The sequence below is a fragment of the Massilia solisilvae genome (assembly GCF_024753215.1).
Taxonomy (GTDB): Bacteria; Pseudomonadota; Gammaproteobacteria; order Burkholderiales; family Burkholderiaceae_D; genus Telluria; species Telluria solisilvae.
The window spans coordinates 265,544-282,703 of the sequence record NZ_JANUGV010000004.1; the positions used below are offsets into that span (position 1 = coordinate 265,544).

General features: G+C 65.7%; 12 protein-coding genes. 7 read left to right on the plus strand and 5 right to left on the minus strand.

All coding sequences use genetic code 11. From position 1 onward, the window contains the following. Nucleotides 1-46: 46 nt before the first annotated feature. The 7 genes from NX773_RS16200 (at nt 47) to dcd (ending at nt 11,343) form a co-directional block, all read left to right on the plus strand. Nucleotides 47-2,875, plus strand: coding sequence for a type VI secretion system Vgr family protein (locus NX773_RS16200; protein WP_258857352.1), 2,829 nt, complete (start codon nt 47-49; stop codon nt 2,873-2,875). A 1-nt stretch (nt 2,876) separates the two neighbouring features. Then, nucleotides 2,877-4,607, plus strand: coding sequence for an esterase/lipase family protein (locus NX773_RS16205; protein ID WP_258857353.1), 1,731 nt, complete (start codon nt 2,877-2,879; stop codon nt 4,605-4,607). Further along, nucleotides 4,604-6,316, plus strand: coding sequence for a T6SS immunity protein Tli4 family protein (locus tag NX773_RS16210; RefSeq protein WP_258857354.1), 1,713 nt, complete (start codon nt 4,604-4,606; stop codon nt 6,314-6,316). Before NX773_RS16205 ends, NX773_RS16210 begins: the two co-directional genes overlap by 4 nt. Before the next feature lie 24 nt (nt 6,317-6,340). Continuing rightward, a complete protein-coding gene (locus tag NX773_RS16215) occupies nt 6,341-7,438 on the plus strand; it encodes a T6SS immunity protein Tli4 family protein (protein WP_258857355.1) in 1,098 nt (365 codons plus the stop codon). Between the two features lie 43 nt (nt 7,439-7,481). Continuing rightward, nucleotides 7,482-9,839, plus strand: a complete 2,358-nt coding sequence (locus tag NX773_RS16220) for a DNA internalization-related competence protein ComEC/Rec2 (RefSeq protein WP_258857356.1) — start codon at nt 7,482-7,484, stop codon at nt 9,837-9,839. 69 nt (nt 9,840-9,908) lie between these two features. Further along, complete coding sequence (locus NX773_RS16225) at nt 9,909-10,706, plus strand: alpha/beta hydrolase (RefSeq protein ID WP_258857357.1); 798 nt, start codon at nt 9,909-9,911, stop codon at nt 10,704-10,706. Between the two features lie 70 nt (nt 10,707-10,776). Further along, the gene (dcd, locus tag NX773_RS16230; protein WP_258857358.1) at nt 10,777-11,343 is read left to right on the plus strand and encodes a dCTP deaminase; all 567 of its coding nucleotides are present in this window, start codon (nt 10,777-10,779) and stop codon (nt 11,341-11,343) included. 171 nt (nt 11,344-11,514) lie between these two features. Here the strand turns inward: dcd and NX773_RS16235 are convergent, their stop codons facing one another. From NX773_RS16235 to NX773_RS16255, 5 genes are all read right to left on the minus strand, one after another. Continuing rightward, nucleotides 11,515-13,767, minus strand: coding sequence for an arginine/lysine/ornithine decarboxylase (locus NX773_RS16235; protein ID WP_258857359.1), 2,253 nt, complete (start codon nt 13,765-13,767; stop codon nt 11,515-11,517). Nucleotides 13,768-14,091: 324 nt separating this feature from the next. Next, nucleotides 14,092-14,703 (minus strand): DUF4337 domain-containing protein, encoded by a 612-nt coding sequence (locus NX773_RS16240; RefSeq protein ID WP_258857360.1) that lies wholly within the window; start codon nt 14,701-14,703, stop codon nt 14,092-14,094. Nucleotides 14,704-14,709: 6 nt separating this feature from the next. Then, nucleotides 14,710-15,195 carry a dihydrofolate reductase gene (locus NX773_RS16245; protein ID WP_258857361.1) on the minus strand — a complete coding sequence of 162 codons (486 nt, stop codon included), beginning with the start codon at nt 15,193-15,195 and terminating at the stop codon, nt 14,710-14,712. Continuing rightward, on the minus strand, nt 15,195-15,989 hold the full coding sequence (locus tag NX773_RS16250) for a thymidylate synthase (protein WP_258857362.1): 795 nt from the start codon (nt 15,987-15,989) through the stop codon (nt 15,195-15,197). Before NX773_RS16250 ends, NX773_RS16245 begins: the two co-directional genes overlap by 1 nt. Before the next feature lie 45 nt (nt 15,990-16,034). Continuing rightward, nucleotides 16,035-17,120 carry a threonine aldolase family protein gene (locus NX773_RS16255; protein WP_258857363.1) on the minus strand — a complete coding sequence of 362 codons (1,086 nt, stop codon included), beginning with the start codon at nt 17,118-17,120 and terminating at the stop codon, nt 16,035-16,037. Nucleotides 17,121-17,160 lie beyond the last annotated feature (40 nt).

The window sequence follows — 17,160 nt, forward strand, 5'->3', positions numbered from 1 at the left end:
CATGGTTGCTTCGAAATACACTTGAAGACAACATCAGGAGCGAGCTTTGGAGAGCACGGCCGAGTTCCTGCGGGTGCTGCAACACGAGCAATCCCTGAGCACCGCACACCGCCAGCTTCGACTGCGCCTTGCGCACTCGGACCAGCTGTCCGACGACGTGCTGCTGCCGCAGCGCGTGGAGGGTGGCGAGTCGATCTGCGGCGGCATCGAGTACCGGGTGTCGTGCGTTGCCAGCAGCCCGGCGCTGCCGCTCAAGGAGCTGATCGCGCTGCCGGCCGAAATCCAGATCGTGACCGACCGTGGGCAGCTGCGCAGCGTGTGCGGCATCGTTACCGAGGCCAGGGCCGGCGACTTCGATGGCGGGCTGGCCACCTACCAGCTGGTGCTGCGTGACGCGCTGTCGATCATGGAAAAGCGCACCAACAGCCGTGTCTTCCGCTACCAGAACGAACTCGAGATCGTCCAGGTGCTGTTCGACGAGTGGCGTCATTCCAATTCGGTGCTGGCGGGCGCCTTCGAGTACGAGCTCGACCCGCCGTTCGACATGCGCCAGTTCCCGCCGCGCGAGCAGGTGATGCAGCACAACGAGTCGGACGCGGCGTTCGTACGGCGCCTGCTCAAGCGGCGCGGCGTGGCGTGGGTGTTCCGGGCGGGCCGCAGCCGCAATACCGCGGTCGATCCGGCGCACGACCTGGTTCCCGCGCATACGCTGGTCCTGTTCAACGACGCCACCAGCCTGCCGCAGAACGCGGCCGGCGCCGTGCGCTACCACCGCGACGGCGCCACCGAAAAGCGCGACACCATCACCACCTGGAGCGCGGCGCGCCAGCTGCAGCCGGGCAGCACCACGCGCCACAGCTGGGACTACAAGAACCCGTCTGGCGGCCACTTCATGCTGGCGACCGCGCGCGGCATGGCCGACCAGGGCGCCAGCGGCAACCAGCTGGCGGCCACGCTGGACGACTACCTCGTCGAAATGCCGCACGCCGGCAACGACATCGAGGATCACTGGCGGCTTGGCCAGCTGCGCATGAACCGGCACGAATTCCAGACCAAGTGCTTCCACGGCGAGGGCAGCGTGCGCGATTTCTGCGCGGGCGAATATTTTTCGCTGACGGGGCATCCGGAAATCGACACCCATCCGGCGGCCGAGCGCGACTTCGTGCTGACCGAGGTGCGGCTGTCGGCGCAGAACAACCTGCCCAGGGACTTGTCCGAGCGCGTGGATGCGCTGTTAAGGCGCAACCACTGGATCGACGGCGCCGGCGGCGCCACGGTGGCGGACGACGGCCAGATGCGGGTGCGCGTCAGCTTCACCGCAGTGCGGCGCGGCGTGCCGGTGGTGCCGGCGTTCGACCCGCGCAGCGACCTGCCGCACCCGCAGCTGCAAAGCGCGCTGGTGGTCGGGCCGCCCAACGAAGAGGTGCATTGCGATCCGCTGGGCCGGGTCAAGATCCGCTTTCCTGGCATGCGCGAAGAGGACCACAAGCACGCGCACGGCGCCGGCGCCTCGAACTCGCCGGCCGATTCGGCGTGGGTGCGGGTGGCGTCCAACTGGGCCGGCAACGGGCCGGGCAGCCAGCAGCAGTGCGGCACGCTCGGCCTGCCGCGTATTGGCACCGAGGTGCTGGTGGCGTTCCTGGGCGGCGACCCGGACAAGCCGGTCATCATTTCGCAGCTGTTCAACCAGCGTGCCGTGCCGCCGGCACTGTCGAAAGCCGGCGACTTGCCGGGCAACCGCTACCTGTCCGGCGCGCGCAGCCGCGAGGTGGGCGGCGCGCGCGGCAACCAGCTGCGTTTCGACGACACCCGCGGCCAGATCAGCGCCCAGGTGGCGAGCGACCACGCCGCGTCCGAGCTGAACCTGGGCTGGCTGACCGAGCCCAAGGCCAACGGCCACGGCGAGCCGCGTGGCGAGGGGGCCGAACTGCGCAGCGACGAGGCGGTGGCCGTGCGCGGCGGGAAGGGCGTGCTGCTCAGCGCGCACCCGGCGCGCCACGCCATGTCGGACCAGCTGGAACGCGGCCACCTGACCGGCCTTGCTGAACTCATGCAGGGCATGCTCGACGAGCTTTCGCGCCTGGCGGTCGCGCACACGGAAGACGAGGAAAGCCAGCCACGGCTGGCCGAACTGGTCGACAAGCTCAGGCGCTGGCATGAGGGAACCAACCTGTCACCGGACGGTGCGCCGGTTGGCGAGGCGCGCCAGCCGATTCTCGCGGGAGCCGCGCCCGGCGGCATCATCCTGGGCAGCAACGACAATCTGGCGCTCGGCGCGCAAACCAAGATCGACGTGGTGTCGGTCGGCGACACCGAGCTGTCCACGGGCCGCAACCTGTTCCTCAGGGCCGCGCGCAGCCTGTCGCTGTTCGTGCACGAGCTGGGCATGCGGTTCGTGGCCGCAAAGGGCGACGTGGTGTTTCAGACGCATAAGGGAAAGGTCGAAGTCAAATCCGCGGACGAGATCAGCCTGATCGCCACCAAGGGCATTTCGATCCAGGCGCCCTTCGTCCGGATCGTTGGCGACGGCGCCCAGACCACGTGGACGGCGGGAACCATCCTGCAGAAGAGTTCGCACGAACAACGGCTGGAGGCCGCCCACTTTCAAATGATCACGGGAACAGCCGGCAGTCCGGAGGTGGCGGCGGCGCCCGAGACCAGCCTGGAAACCGACGAGCGCATCATCGCCGTGGACTGGCAAACCGGCTTGCCGGCGCGGGGCCGGCGCTACATTGCCAAACACGAGGATGGCACCACCATCGAGGGCGTGACGGACGAGGAGGGCAGGACCAGTATCCTCCAATCCTACGCGATCGGGGACATCGAGTTTCGTCTGCTGCCAAGGGACGACAAAGGCTCTTCAAGCGAGGGGTGACATGACGGAACCGACCAGGCCGTTGCCACCGCCAACCATCGACACCAGGGATGGCAGCCTTGTCGCGCACTCGGTCGCCACACCCAGGGCATTCAAGGTACGCGGCCTGTTGCGGGTTCCTCCCGAGAAGGTAATCCCCGTCATCTTCGTTCCCGGAATCATGGGTAGCAACCTCAAGGTGCGCCCCAATGCCGTGGTGACGAACCAGTTCGACCTCAAGCCGGGCGAAGCCGCATGGCGCCCGCCCAACGGCCTGGTGCAGGGAATTACCGAAGTGCGCCGGTGGCTGCGGCGCGATCCGATCCAGCGGCAAAAAATCCTGAGCCCGGCGCTGCTCGACGTGGACCGCAGCGGCGACCTGCCGGAATCGTCCTTGAAGGAAGCGCAAATGCGGCAGCAGGGCTGGGGCGAAGTACACGTTGGCTCTTACGGCGCCTTGCTGGCGCGCCTGCAGGAGGAGCTGAACACCACCTTCGAGCAGTCCGGCCAGCAAAGGAAGATCTTGCCGCACTGGCGCAAGGTCATCGGCTGCGCGCCCTCGCGCTGGGGCGTGCGCAATATCGCGCCATTGACAGAGGATGAGCTGATGGTGCATGCCGCCCACTACTTTCCCGTGTATGCCGTGGGGTACAACTGGCTGCAGTCGTGCGCCGTTTCGGCCGACCGGCTGCGGGAGCGGGTCCTTGCCATCATCAAGGAATGGAATGTCGGGAACTGGACCTGCAAGCACGTGATCCTCGTGAGCCATTCGATGGGCGGCCTGGTGGCGCGCGCCTGCGCCAAACAGATTCCGGCGCAGGTGCTGGGCGTGATCCACGGGGTGATGCCGGCCTATGGCGCGCCGGTGGCATACCGGCGCATCGCCTGCGGCACGGAAGGCGGCCGCTTCAATCGTGATCTTGGGGACAATGTTCCCGACGAACTATTCGCCGTGATCGCGGGGCGCACGGCGGAGGAGACCACGCCGGTCATGGCCGTGTCGCCCGGCGTGCTGGAACTGTTGCCCAACCAGTATTATCCGGCGCCCTGGTTGAGCGTGAAGACGGTGCGGACGGTGAACAAGACGGAGCAATACCGTGAGGTGCTCAATCTGCCGCAGGGCAACCCGTACGACTTTTACCGCGACACGCAAAGCTGGTACAGGATGATCGATCCCTCGTTGGCCGACCCGGCCAAGGATTACGCGCGCTTGCCCGGCGGGGTGTCGGCGATGATCAGCAAGGCGATCGGCACTGCGGAGCAATTTCACCGATCCGTGTTGGCGGACGGGCCAGCCGCCGGTAGCAGCGAGGGCGCGGCGCAACCGGCACCGGCCGCCGCGACGTCCGGCGCGAAACCGAAGCCTTATTACCATCCCCGGACCTATGCCTATTATGGCGCGGACGAGGAACATCGGTCGTTCGGCCAGATCCGCTGGGTGGCCGCGGAGCCAAGCGGGCAGAACCTCGTCATCACGGACAACAACCTCAAGCAGGCCCGGCTGAGCCACTGCTTTCCGGATGGGACCAGGGAGGTCCAGGTGGAAGGACGCTTTCCGTTGCGCTTTCGTCCATGGCTGCAGGACGCAGCCGGCGACGACACCGTCCCGTACCAGTCCGGCGCGGGCGCAGCCGCGGGCGTGCTGCAGGCATTCCGGATGCAGGGCTACAGTCATCAGGGCAGCTTCCAGCACGAGGACGTGATCCTGCTCACGCAATACCTGATTGCGAAGATCGTACAGAGCCTGAAATGAAGCGTCGCTCCGGCTTTTTGCTTCCACTACAGGTTCTGCTGGGGGTGGCGTTCTTCCTGATGGCCGACGTGCTGGCCATGCAAGGCATCCATGATCGCTATAGGGTGGCGAAGATGACTGAGAAGATGAAAACGTTTTGTCTTGGCCGATTCCTGATCGATCTTCCCGCCAATGCCACCGTCAGCTACGGGCCGGCCTTCATTGACGGCTTCCACCTCTGGACACGGCTGGAAGACGACGGCGAGTTCACGCGGCGGGTGGCTGCACGCGAAACCGAAATCGCGGGCCAGATGAACAAGCTCGGCAAGAAGAATCTCGAGCTGGTCAAGACTTACCGCAGCGGGGCGTTCAACGGCAAGATGTTTGTGTTTGGCAGATGGCGCGCCGACTGGACCGAGAACGCGAAGGAACGTCACGTCGAGGCGGTGGCGGTGGAAGGATTCCTGCACGGCGATGGCGTGAGCTTCCACTTCAGTACAGAGAATTACGATCCGGCCCTTGCCGGCGCCATGCTCAAATTGTTCGAAAAAATCGCCGTGCGCGGTGACGACGAGCTGCCGGCGCGGCCGGGATTTTGCGTCGGCCACGCCATCGTCCAGGATCCGCATCACGACCCGACCGAGCGCGCGACCCTGTTTGCCGGACTGCCGGGGCATCCCGACCTGGCGATCGTGTTCGATTCCACCGCCGGCGTAAAACCCTCCCGGCCACTCCTGGCGCGCAACGCCGCCGCGAACGAGTCGCTCCCGCTGTTGATGCGGCTGCCGGTGCGCACCCTGCGCGAAGGCGGGCGCGTCATCAATGGCTTGCGTGGCGAGGAGCTGGTCGAAAAGGCGACCGAGCTCAATTTCGCCACCACCTTCAGCTTTGAATGGGAGATGTTTGGCAAGGAAGACGACGTGCACGCGCCCTTGCTTAACCTGGAGCTGCAGACCGGCCTGAATCCCCATGCCGGCGGAAAGCCGGTGCAATCGAGCCTGACCGAATCGGCGCTGGTGCAACTGTGGGACAAGATTTCCGCCAGCGTCCGGTTGCGGCCCACCACGCCGATACCGGTTGCGCCCACCCCCGCCCCGGGTGCGCAACTTGGAACGAACGCCCGCGCCGGGGAAACCTGCCCGCAGAGCGGCTGGTGGCAGTGCAGCGAAGGGGGCAATGGCGTACGGGTACTGGGTGGCCAGCGCCAATACCTGAAGAAGGGGCAGCGCATGCCGCAGGCGCTGTTGTTGCCCCCCCCAACGGTCTGGGAGAAAGTGCGCGGCATCCAGCCAAGTTTCGAGGCAAGCACGCCAACTATCTGGAAGCTGGCCGACCGGCGAACGGCGTCGCGCGCGCAGGCATCGCCACATCTGGAACAGGCGGAAGTGCCGCGCGCGGACGCGCTGCAGACCGGCGGCGTGCCGCCGGCGGGCGCTGGCGCGAATACGCCGCCCGGCACCTACGTGAAGACGGGCGAGCCGTGCCCGGCAAGCGGTTGGTGGCGCTGCGAGGAATCGGCGGCGCTGGACGGAACGCGCTGGTTCGCCAGTGGCACGCTGCTCCCGGCAGCCACCTTCCAGCTGCCGACGGGCGTGTTTGCGAAGCAGGCAGCCAGTCCGCCCATCATCCGGCGCCGCAGCAACTGGCAGCTCCTGCGGCACGCCGACGCGCCGGGCGACGTGCCTGGGGCCGGTCCGGGAGAACCTGGTGGCCCGGGGTCGAAAACCTGATGATCTGCTTGCCTGGAGGTGTGCGTGATTGCCGTGAAGCCAATGATGAAGGTGTTGGGTTCGCTGATCTTGCTTGGCTTGCTGCTCGGCGCCGTCTTCGCCTTGCCCGGGCCATCCGGCGGGCATCGGGAAGCGCTACTTGCCGGCAAAACGAAGACGATTTGCGTCGGCCGCTTCCTGATCGACCTGCCGGAGGACGTGCGGCTGTCGCGCAGCCAAACCTTCATCGATGGCTTTCACGTCAACGCATTTCCCGAGACAAGCGACGCATTCCGGACCCGCGTCGCGGCGCGCCAGGCCGAGATCGAGGCCAAGCCGAACGAGCTGCGGCGCAAGAACCTCGAATCGGCGACGCGGATCCACGTCAACGGTTTCGACGGCAAGATGTTCGTCTTCGGCCGCAACGCAAGCTACACCATGGACTTTGGCAAGCGCCAGGTGCTGGAAGGCGTCGCGCTCGAAGCGCACCTGCATGCCGATGGCTTGAGCTTTGACCTGATCGCGGACGATTACAACCCGCAACTGATCGGAAACCTGCCAAAGCTGATCGGCCAGCTGCGGCGCGTTGCCCCCGGCGCCATCCCCGCCGAACCAGGCTTCTGCTTTGGCGAGGGAATGTTTGTCGATCCGCTGGTGGCCGACCAAGGGGAAAGCACAAGTATCTTCGTGGACATTCCTGGCCATCCCGATGTGGTCATCGCCTTTTCGACCATGGCGGGCACCAAGCCGCGCCACGGACTATTGGAGCGCAGTGCGCGGGCGGCGGCACGGGAACCGCTGTGGATGCGTGCGGCCTTCAAGACCCTGCGGGAAGGAAAGCGATCGATCAATGGACTGTCCGGGGAGGAGGTGGCGGTCAAGGTGACCGAGCTGAACTTGAGTACGGGATTCGGCCTGGACTGGGAGATGGCGGGAAACGAGACGGATGTCCACGCCCCATTCCTGCACCTGGAAATGGAGACCGGACGCAATCCACGCGCTGGCGGAAAGCCCGTGCAATCGAGCCTTGCACAAGACAGCGTGCTGGCGCTATGGGACGCGATTTCGTCGAGCATTCGCCTGCGACAGTCGGGGCCCGCCAGCAGGCTGCCGGCGGACGCCCTCGCTTCCCGTCAGCCTTGAACCGGGGCCTGCTGCGCGGCGCTCGTACCAGAACGGAGGACTGATGCGCTGTGCGATCCTCGGTTTTGTCGCCGGCGCGTGGCTGCTGCAGACCTGCGCCGACCTGCCGGGCCATGCCGTGCTGATGGCTTGTATGGCGCTGGCGCTTGTGCTGGCTGTCGCCCTGCGCGGTCCGCTGCGTGCAGCATTGGCTGGCGCGCTTCTGGGCTTTTGCTGGGCGGCGCTGGTTGCCGGACTGGCGCTGGGCAGCGGGCTCGCGCACGAGGATGAGGGCCGTGACTTCACGGTCGTTGGCACCGTCGACAGCCTGCCGAACCGATTCGAGCAGGGCGCACGCTTCAACTTCAGGGTCGAGCGCACCGAGGGCAGCGGCCGGCGGGTGCCGCCGCTCGTGGCGCTGTCGTGGTATGACGGACTGCGCGGCGGGAGCGCGGCCGAGGTGCTGCCCGGCGAGCGCTGGCGGCTCACCGTGCGCCTGCAGCGCCCCCACGGGAACGCCAATCCGTACGGCTTCGACTACGAGGCCTGGTTGCTGGAACAGTGCGTGCGCGCCACCGGTTATGTGCGGCCGGCGGGCGAGGCCAACCGGCGGCTCGATGCCTTCGTTGCCACGCCAGGCAACGCGGTCGAGCGTGCCCGCTTTGGCCTGCGCGAACGCATCCTGCGCGCACTGCCGGGCAAGGAATACGCTGGCGTGATCGTGGCGCTCGTGATTGGCGACCAGCGCGGCATCGACCAGTCCGACTGGGTTGTCTTCAACCGTACCGGCATCAGTCACCTGATTTCCATTTCGGGCTTGCATATCACGATGGTCGCGGGCCTGTTTGCGCTCGGTGTCGCGACATTGTGGCGCAGGTCGTTCTTCACGCGCGCGCAGCTGCCGCTGCTGCTGCCGGCGCAGAAGGTGGCGGCGGTGGCTGGCGCCGGTGTCGCACTGCTGTACGTGCTGCTCGCCGGCTTCGGTGTGCCTGCGCAGCGCACGCTCTACATGCTGGCCGTGGTGGCGCTCGCGCTGTGGTTCGGCCGCATCGCGAGCGTGTCGCACGTGCTGTGCGCGGCCCTTGGCGTGGTCGTGCTGCTCGATCCGTGGGCGATGCTGTGGCCGGGGTTCTGGCTGTCGTTCGGCGCTGTGGCGGTGATCCTGTATGCCAGCGTGGGCCGCATCGGCGAACCGGAGTCGGGCTGGCGCGGCGCGCTGCGCGCTGCCTTGCGTACGCAGTTTGCGGTGACGCTTGGCCTGGTGCCGCTGACGATGCTGCTGTTCGGCCAGGTGTCGCTGGTCAGCCCCTTGGCCAACGCGGTGGCGATTCCGCTGGTGAGCTTCGTGGTGACGCCGCTGTCGCTCGCCGGCGCGCTGCTGCCCGAGCCGCTGTGCGGGTGGCTACTGGCCGTCGCGCACAGCGCCATCGAGCTGCTCGCACGCCTGCTTTCCTGGCTTGGCGCGCAGCCGCTTGCGGTGTGGACGGCGCCGCAGCCGCCGGCCTGGCTGTTTGGCCTTGCGCTCGCCGGTACGCTGTGGATGCTGGCGCCCCGCGGCTGGCCGCACCGCTGGGCCGGCGCGTGCGCCTGGCTGCCGCTGCTCGCGCAGGCGCCGACGCATCCCGGCGCCGGCGAGTTCAGCGTGACCACCTTCGACGTGGGGCAGGGGATGGCCTTGCTGGTCGAGACGCAGCATCACCGGCTGCTCTACGATACCGGTCCGGCGTACGCGCTCGATGCGAATGGCGGCAACCGTGTGATCGCTCCCTACCTGCGCGCGCGCGGGATCGGCGCGATCGACGCGATGGTGATCTCGCACAGCGACACCGACCATTCGGGCGGAGCACTGGCCTTGCTGCAGGCAGTGCGCGTCAAATGGGTCGCATCGTCGCTCTCGCCGGGCAGCGCCATCGCCCGGGCCGCGCCGCAGCACGTGCACTGCGCGGCGGGCCAGCGTTGGAACTGGGACGGCATCGAGTTCCAGATGCTCCAGCCCAGCGCAGCAAGCTATGCCGACTTCGGTCTGAAAGCGAACGCGCGCAGTTGCACGTTGCGCGTTGCAGGGCCGCGCCGCAGCCTGCTCATGGCCGGCGACATCGAAGCGGCGCAGGAGGCCGCGCTGGTGTCGCATGCGGCGGGGATGCTCGCAGCGGACGTGCTGCTCGCGCCGCATCACGGCAGCGGCACCTCGTCGACGGCGCCGTTCCTGGAGTCGGTGCACCCTTCAATAGGCCTGTTCCAGGTGGGCTATCGCAATCGCTACCATCACCCGAAGCAGCAGGTGTTCGAGCGCTACGGCGCGATGGGCATCCGGCGCCTGCGCACCGACGAATCCGGCGCGGTCATGCTCGCCTTTGGCGATCAGGTGACGGTGCGCGAATACCGGCGCGAGCACCGCCGCTACTGGTACGACAGCCCGTAGTGGCTTCCCTCTAATCGCACGCCGCTTCTCGCATTAGAATGGCCACTTGTGTTTTTGGCACCAGCATCCATGACCAAGCCGCTGCTCCATTTCAGCCACGCCAACAGCTACCCGGCCGGCACCTATCGACAACTGTTCGACGCGCTCGACGGGCAGTTCGACGTGCGCGCGTTCGACATGCATGGGCATGACCCGGAATACCCGGTTGACGACGGCTGGCGCGCGCTGACCGCGGAACTGGTTGCGCAGCTCGAACAGCACGGCCAACCGGCGATCCTCGTCGGGCATTCGCTGGGCGGCATCCTGAGCCTGCTGGCCGCAGCCCAGCGTCCGGACCTGGCACGCTGCGTGGTCATGCTCGATTCCCCGGTGGTGGCCGGCTGGCGCGCCGTGTTGTGGCGCCTGGCCAAGCAGCGCGGCTGGGCCAACAAGCTCTCGCCCGCGCGCTTCTCGGAGCGCCGCCGCACGGTCTGGCCGGACGCCGCGGCCGCGTACCAGCACTTCGCCTCCAAGCAGGTGTTCGCCGCGTGGGCGCCCGGTGTGCTGGCGGATTACCTGGACAACGGGTTGATCCCGCATCCGGAGGGCGTGCAGCTGCGCTTCAATCGGGAAGTCGAAACCGGCATTTACAACACGCTCCCGCACGACATGGGCGCGCTGCTGAAGAAGCCGTTCCCGGTGCCAGTGGGCTTTATCGGCGGCACGCGCTCGGAGGAGATGCGGCAGGCGGGCTTTGGCTCCACGCGCAAGCTGGTTGGCCAGAACATCGCGATGATCGAAGGCGGACACCTGTATCCGATGGAGTCGCCCCTGGTCACGGCGCGTGAGACCGAGCGGATGGCCGCCCGGCTGCTCGGCCGATCGTAGAGACTTTTACGCCGCAGGCTGCTTTTTCGCGTAAAATCGCGGGGATTTACCGCTCTCCCAGGACGCCCCGATGACTATTAAAAGCGACAAATGGATCCGCCGCATGGCACTCGAACACGGCATGATCGCGCCGTTTTCGCCGGGCCAGGTGCGCGAGACCGACGGCCGCCGCATCATTTCCTACGGCACCTCCTCGTACGGCTACGATATCCGCTGTGCCGACGAATTCAAGGTTTTCACGAACATCAACAGCACCATCGTCGATCCGAAGAACTTCGACTCGAACTCGTTCGTCGATGTGAAGAGCGACGTGTGCATCATCCCGCCGAACTCGTTCGCGCTGGCGCGCACCATCGAGTACTTCCGCATTCCACGTAATGTGCTGACGGTCTGCCTGGGCAAATCGACGTACGCGCGCTGCGGCATCATCGTGAACGTGACGCCGTTCGAGCCCGAGTGGGAAGGCTACGTGACGCTGGAATTTTCGAACACCACGCCGCTGCCGGCCAAGATCTATGCGGGCGAAGGCTGCGCGCAGGTGCTGTTCTTCGAAAGCGACGAGGTCTGCGAAACCTCGTACAAGGACCGTGGCGGCAAGTACCAGGGCCAGCATGGGGTGACGCTGCCGAAAGCCTGACGGCTGGCGGCATATGAAAAAAAGGGAGCCGCTGGCTCCCTTTTTGTTTGCATCGGCAGCTGGCTGTAGGGCGGGCAGGTTTCCTGCCCACGCGTTCAACCGGCTCCGGCACATGGTCAGGCCAATCCCGGCAAGTTCGAACGCGTGGGCGGGAAACCCGCCCACCCTACGTCATTGTTTGACGCAGTCGACGAAGTAGCCCAGCTTGCCGTCCACCACGCGCTTGACCAGGCCGTGCACGTCGGTCTCGAAGCCCGGGAAGCGCTCGTTGAAGTCGCGTGCGAAGCGCAGGTAGTCCACGATCGTCTTGTTGAAGCGCTCGCCCGGGATCAACAGCGGAATGCCCGGCGGGTAGGGCGTGAGCAGGATCGCGGTGATGCGGCCTTCCAGCTCGTCGATCGCCACGCGCTCGATCTCGCGGTGCGCCATCTTGGCAAAGGCGTCCGACGGCTTCATCGCCGGCACCATGTCCGACAAATACATCTCGGTGGTCAGGCGCGCCACGTCATACTGCTTGTAGAAGTCGTGGATCGCCTGGCACAGGTCGCGCAGGCCCCAGGCCTCGTAGCGCGGGAACGCGGCCGCGAACTCGGGCATCACACGCCACATCGGGGTGTTCTTGTCGTAATCGTCCTTGAACTGCTGCAGCGCAGTCACCAGCGTGTTCCAGCGGCCCTTGGTGATCCCGATGGTGAACATGATGAAGAACGAGTACAGCCCGCACTTCTCGATGATCACGCCGTGTTCGGCCAGGTACTTGGTCACGATCGAGGCCGGGATGCCGGTCTCTGCAAAGCTGCCGTCCAGCGCCAGGCCCGGGTTCACCACGGTCGCCTTGATCGGGTCGAGCATGTTGAAGTTCGGCGCCAGCTTGCCGAAGCCGTGCCAGTCGTCCTCGGCGCGGATCATCCAGTCTTCCTGGGTGCCGATGCCTTCTTCGCTGAAGGTGTCCGGGCCCCAGACCTTGAACCACCAGTCCTGGCCCCATTCCTCGTCCACCTTCTTCATGGCGCGGCGGAAGTCGAGCGCTTCCAGGATCGATTCCTCGACCAGCGCGGTGCCGCCCGGCGCTTCCATCATTGCAGCGGCCACGTCGCACGAGGCGATGATCGAGTACTGCGGCGAGGTCGAGGTGTGCATCAGGTAGGCCTCGTTGAAGGCGTCCTGGTCGAGCTTCACGCTCTCGGACTCGCGCACCAGCACCTGCGAGGCCTGCGACAGGCCGGCCAGCAGCTTGTGGGTGGACTGGGTCGAGAAGATCATCGACTGTTTCGGGCGCGGGCGGTCGTTGCCGATCGCGTGCATGTTCTTGTAGAAGTCGTGGAAGGTCGCGTGCGGCAGCCAGGCTTCGTCGAAGTGCAGGGTGTCGATCTCGCCGTCCAGCAGCTCGCGCAGCACCTCCACGTTGTACACCACGCCGTCATAGGTCGATTGGGTGATGGTGAGGATGCGCGGCTTCTTGTTCTTCGCTTCGCGCGCGAACGGATTGGCCTCGATCTTGCGGCGGATCGATTCAGGGCTGAATTCTTCCAGCGGGATCGGGCCGATGATGCCCAGGTGGTTCCTGGTCGGCATCAGGAACACGGGGATCGCGCCGCACATGATGATCGAGTGCAGGATCGACTTGTGGCAGTTGCGGTCCACCACCACGATGTCGCCCGGCGCCACGGTCGAGTGCCAGACCATCTTGTTCGAGGTCGAGGTGCCGTTGGTGACGAAGTAGCAGTGGTCGGCGTTGTAGATGCGGGCGGCATTACGCTCCGAGCGCGCCACCGGGCCGGTGTGGTCGAGCAGCTGGCCCAGTTCCTCGACCGCGTTGCAGACGTCGGCGCGCAGCATGTTCTCGCCAAAGAACTGGTGGAACATCTGGCCGATCGGCGACTTCAGGAATGCCACACCGCCCGAGTGGCCCGGGCAGTGCCACGAGTACGAGCCGTCGTTGGCGTAGTTGACCAGTGCGCGGAAGAACGGCGGCGCCAGGCTGTCCAGGTAGGCTTTCGCTTCGCGGATGATGTGGCGCGCCTGGAACTCCGGCGTGTCCTCGAACATGTGGATGAAGCCGTGCAGCTCCTTCAGGATGTCGTTGGGCAGGTGGCGGCTGGTGCGGGTCTCGCCGTAGATGTAGATCGGAATGTCAGAGTTCTTGTAGCGGATCTCCTCGACGAACGCGCGCAGGGCCGCGAGGGCGAAATTGGTCTCCTCGAGCGAGCCTTCGCCGAATTCCTCGTCGTCGATCGACAGCACGAAGGCCGCGGCGCGCGACTGCTGCTGGGCGAACTGCGACAGGTCGCCGTAGCTGGTCAGGCCCAGCACTTCCATGCCTTCCTTCTCCATCGCGGCGGCCAGCGCGCGGATGCCCAGGCCGGACGTGTTCTCGGAACGGAAATCCTCGTCAATGATGACGATCGGGAAACGAAATTTCATGGACAGCTCCAATGCGAAGCGCCGTGGGAGCGGCCAACCCCGTCAAGGAGCGGCCACCACGCACGGCACCGAAAAATAAGAAGCGGATTTTCGCAGAAAATCAGCAGTTCGGTGGAAATTTTTTTGTTAGGTTAGCTAGACAGGCATTGGAATGGCGCACCGTTGTCCTTCACGAAACATCGCTACCCTTAAAACGTCGTCCCGGCGGAAGCCGGGACCCATGCTGAGTTTGCATTTAACCGGTCCTGTGCGCCGTCGGACACTCAGTATGGATCCCGGCCTTCGCCGGGATGACGTGTCGAGGGTGAGGGTGCAAGCATGGTGTTAGTGGTGCGCCGCCCCTCCCGCAAACAGCGCCCCCAGCGGATCGACATGCAGGGCCGCGAACGCCCCCAGCGCAAAGCCGATGATCGCCACCACATAGGTCGCGTTCAGCAGCCAGCGGCGGCGCGTGAGCAGGGTGATGGCCGCCAGCGAAATCGCGATCTGCTCGGCGGTGGTCGCCAGCGCCCACTGGTGGTGGCGGTGCATCGCCTCCTCGGACTTCTTGTTCCACTCATCCGACGAGGCTTCCCACTTTTCCGCGTCCTTCTTGATGTCGCCTTTCTCGGACTGGTAGCGCGCCACGTCGGCCTTGTACCTGGCCTGGTCCACGCCCGGCAGGCTGGATGCCAGCTCGGCCAGATTCTGCTTGTTCGACTTGGCCTGGTAGTAGTTCCAGGCGTTGGCCGCGGTGGTCTTGTCGATTGCCGCGTTGTTCTTGAAAAGCGCCGCGTCGTTCTGCGTGGCGCCGCCCAGGTAGCCGAACAGCGCGCCCACCGTGGCCAGCACCGCGGTCATTACCGCGATCTTGTTGGAGAAGTTGTCGCTGCCGTGGGCGACGTGTTCGACCGCGTGGTCATGCGGTCCATGTACGTGAAAACCGTGTCCGGACATTCCTGTTTACTTTCTCTTCTCGTAGGTGACAAACGAATAGTCGAAGCCATTGGCTTCGGAATGGTGGCGCTCGCGTGCGGTCTCGACCCATTGGGCGGGATCGATCGCCGGGAAAAACGTATCGCAGCGGAAGACGTGGTCGATCTCGGTGACGATCATGCGGTTTGCGAGCGCCAGCGATTCGATAAAAATCTGTGCGCCGCCGATGATGCTGGCCGGTTCTTCGCCCGCCATTGCCACCGCCTGCGCCAGCGAGTGCGCGACCTCGACGCCTTCGTGGCTCCAGCCTGCATTGCGGGTCACGACGATATTGCGGCGCTTGGGCAGCGGGCGGCCGATCGAATCGAAGGTCTTGCGGCCCATGATGATCGGGTGGCCGAGCGTGACGCGCTTGAAGTGCGCCAGGTCTTCGGGCAGGTGCCAGGGCAGTTTGTTGTCGATGCCAATGCCGCGCTGGGCATCCATCGCCACGACGAGAGTGATCTGTGCCATCACACTGCCACCGGTGCCTTGATCCCGGGATGCGGCTCGTAGCCCGTCACCTCGAAATCCTCGAATTTGTAGTCGAACAGCGAGTCCGGCTTGCGCTTGATAAGCAGCTGCGGCAGCGGCAGCGGCGCGCGCGACAGCTGCAGGTCCACCTGCTCCATGTGGTTGGCGTACAGGTGGCAGTCGCCGCCAGTCCAGACGAAGTCGCCAACGTCCAGGCCCGCCTGCTGCGCCATCATGTGGGTAAGCAGGGCGTAGGACGCGATGTTGAACGGCACGCCAAGGAAGATGTCGGCGCTGCGCTGGTACAGCTGGCACGAGAGCTTGCCGTCGGCGACGTAAAACTGGAACATCGCGTGGCAGGGCGGCAGCTTCATCTTGGGCACGTCCGCCACGTTCCAGGCCGAGACGATCATGCGGCGCGAATCTGGGTTGTTCCTGATTTGGTCCATCACCTGCGCGATCTGGTCGATATGCTCGCCGTTGGGGGCAGGCCAGCTGCGCCACTGGTAACCGTAGATCGGGCCGAGTTCACCGTTCGCGTCGGCCCACTCGTCCCAGATGGAGACGCCGTTTTCCTTCAGGTAGGCGATGTTGGTGGAGCCGGCCAGGAACCACAAGAGCTCGTGGATCACCGACTTCAGGTGCACCTTCTTGGTGGTCACCAGCGGGAAGCCTTCGGCGAGATTGAAGCGCATCTGGTAGCCGAACACCGAGCGCGTGCCGGTGCCGGTGCGGTCGGTCTTGACCGCGCCATGCTCTTTCACATGGCGCATGAAGTCGAGGTATTGGCGCATCGTGTTGGACTATGTAAGGACAAATTGCGATTTTAACCCAGCCGCTCAAGCGGCGAGGGCCTGCGCAAACAGCGCCAGGCCGTCACGCACCTGCTGGTTCGACAGGCCGAGCATGTTGTCGCCGATGTAGAGCTCCACGTAGCTGGTGTCCGGCAGCACCCCATGCGCGGCGCGGTTGAACATCCAGATGCCGTTTTCTTCGGCGAGCTGGTTGCGGATCGCCAGCGCGCGCTCGCGGCTGACCGGCAGGTGCAGGTGCAGCATGTTGGCCTGCGGCTCGGCCGGGTTGACGCGGATCTCGGGATGCGCGCGCAGCGCCTCGTACAGGAATTTGGTGCGCTCGAAGTAAGCCGGCATGGCGGCCAGGCGCTCGTCGAACTGCATCGCCGCGGCCACCACGTACGGCGAACGGTGTATCACATTGCCGCCCTGGCGCTTCATCCACTCCGAGGCACGGGCGACGAATTCGCGGCTGCCGGCCAGCATGGCGCCGCCAAGGCCGCCGATGCCCTTGTACAGCGACACGTACACCGAATCGAAGCCGGCCGCGATCTGCGCCGCAGTCTTGCCGTAGCCGGCCTGCGCTTCCCACAGGCGCGCGCCGTCCATGTGCAGGTGCGTGCCCCGCTCGCGGCAGTAGGCCTTGATCGCCTCTAGCTCGTACCACGGTGTGATCTGGCCGCCGATCTCGCGCATCGGGATCTCGAGCGCCACCGCGCCAAGGCGGTCGGGAACCGACTGCAGGTCGCACACCGTCCACGGGCGATTGCGGTCACCCACCTGCAGCGCGTTGAAGTGGCCGAGAAGCTGGTAGTTCGAGCGCTCGTGCACAATGATGTGGGAGGTCGGGTGCAGCGCGACCAGCGGGCGGCCACGGTCCTGGCAGGCCAGCCGCAGCGCGGTAACCTGGGTCATGGTGCCGCTCACGCAGAACACCGCCGCCTCGAAGCCCAGCAGCGCGGCCACCTTGCGCTCGAACGACTCGATCAGCTCACCCGCGCCATACACATCATGCTCGACTCCGTTGGCCTCGCACCACTCTCCCATGGCGGCAAACATTTCGGCCGGACGGCGGGCGCGGTGGCTGGTAAAGACGGTGTGGCAGCGTGCCAGCAGTTCTTGGTCGGTCAAAACGCTCTCCTTGGCAAACGGGCCAGCGCGGCCCGCCGCC

What these genes read in the sequence shown, in the direction of transcription:
- NX773_RS16205 (WP_258857353.1), top strand. Translation starts at nt 2,877, where the DNA reads ATGACGGAACCGACCAGGCCGTTGCCACCGCCAACCATCGACACCAGG.
- NX773_RS16210 (WP_258857354.1), top strand. Translation starts at nt 4,604, where the DNA reads ATGAAGCGTCGCTCCGGCTTTTTGCTTCCACTACAGGTTCTGCTGGGG.
- NX773_RS16220 (WP_258857356.1), top strand. Translation starts at nt 7,482, where the DNA reads ATGCGCTGTGCGATCCTCGGTTTTGTCGCCGGCGCGTGGCTGCTGCAG.
- NX773_RS16225 (WP_258857357.1), top strand. Translation starts at nt 9,909, where the DNA reads ATGACCAAGCCGCTGCTCCATTTCAGCCACGCCAACAGCTACCCGGCC.
- dcd (WP_258857358.1), top strand. Translation starts at nt 10,777, where the DNA reads ATGACTATTAAAAGCGACAAATGGATCCGCCGCATGGCACTCGAACAC.
- NX773_RS16235 (WP_258857359.1), bottom strand. Translation starts at nt 13,767, where the DNA reads ATGAAATTTCGTTTCCCGATCGTCATCATTGACGAGGATTTCCGTTCC.
- NX773_RS16240 (WP_258857360.1), bottom strand. Translation starts at nt 14,703, where the DNA reads ATGTCCGGACACGGTTTTCACGTACATGGACCGCATGACCACGCGGTC.
- NX773_RS16245 (WP_258857361.1), bottom strand. Translation starts at nt 15,195, where the DNA reads ATGGCACAGATCACTCTCGTCGTGGCGATGGATGCCCAGCGCGGCATT.
- NX773_RS16250 (WP_258857362.1), bottom strand. Translation starts at nt 15,989, where the DNA reads ATGCGCCAATACCTCGACTTCATGCGCCATGTGAAAGAGCATGGCGCG.